The sequence below is a fragment of the Bacillus sp. LR--39 genome, from assembly GCF_053613335.1.
In genome coordinates this window covers 1-793 of the sequence record NZ_JBSIOT010000692.1, presented here as the reverse complement: position 1 = coordinate 793, position 793 = coordinate 1, and the positions used below count along the sequence as shown (strand labels likewise).

The window sequence follows — 793 nt, the reverse complement described above, 5'->3', positions numbered from 1 at the left end:
GCTCCCGTTCGGCTCCGCTTTTTCGGCGAATTGCTGACAAGCCTGACAGGTGCAATGATGGGACCTTTTATGGTGCTGTATCTGCATGAACAATTAAACGGCAGTATCATGATGCCAATGCTGATCATCAGCCTTCAGCCATTTGCTGATATTTTCCTGACGCTCGCTGCAGGACGGGTGACGGACCGGCTTGGGCGGCGCACAGCGATTTTGACCGCATTGCTTCTTCAATCAGCGGCAATGACAGGGTTTGTATTTGCTGAGCATGCGTATGTTTTCGCTATTCTCTATGTCATGAATGGCATCGGAAGGTCGTTGTACATTCCTGCTTCCCGCGCCCAAATCGCTGAAAGCACGCCGGAAAGCAGACGTTCGGAAGTGTTTGCGGTCATCAATGCGATCTATTCGGCGGGTCTGACGGCAGGACCGCTAGTGGGGCTGCTTCTGTACAATCATAACCCCGTGTGGATATTCGCATTAGATGCTGCGGCATTGTTTATCTACTTTCTGATCGCTGCACTGAAACTGCCTGAGACAAAGCCGCTACACCCAGCTGTTACCCCGAAAATGTCCGCGAGCTTTACGATATACAGGCCTGTCCTGCTTCTTTTGCTGCTCTCTCTCCCCATCAGCATGTTATATGCACAAACAGAAACAACATACAGGCTGTTCAGCAAAAACATGTTTTCTGATTATCTGTCCATGCTGACCATCTATTCAGCAGCAAAAGCTTTATTCAGCTGTGTTCTCCAAGTACCTCTTGTCAAAGGGACCGAAAAGCTTTCAATGAAAA

At 49.1% G+C, this 793-nt stretch carries 1 protein-coding gene; it reads left to right on the top strand.

From position 1 onward, the window contains the following. A partial coding sequence (locus tag ACWHAR_RS25890; protein ID WP_452088276.1) for an MFS transporter occupies positions 1–793 on the top strand: 793 nt, incomplete at both ends.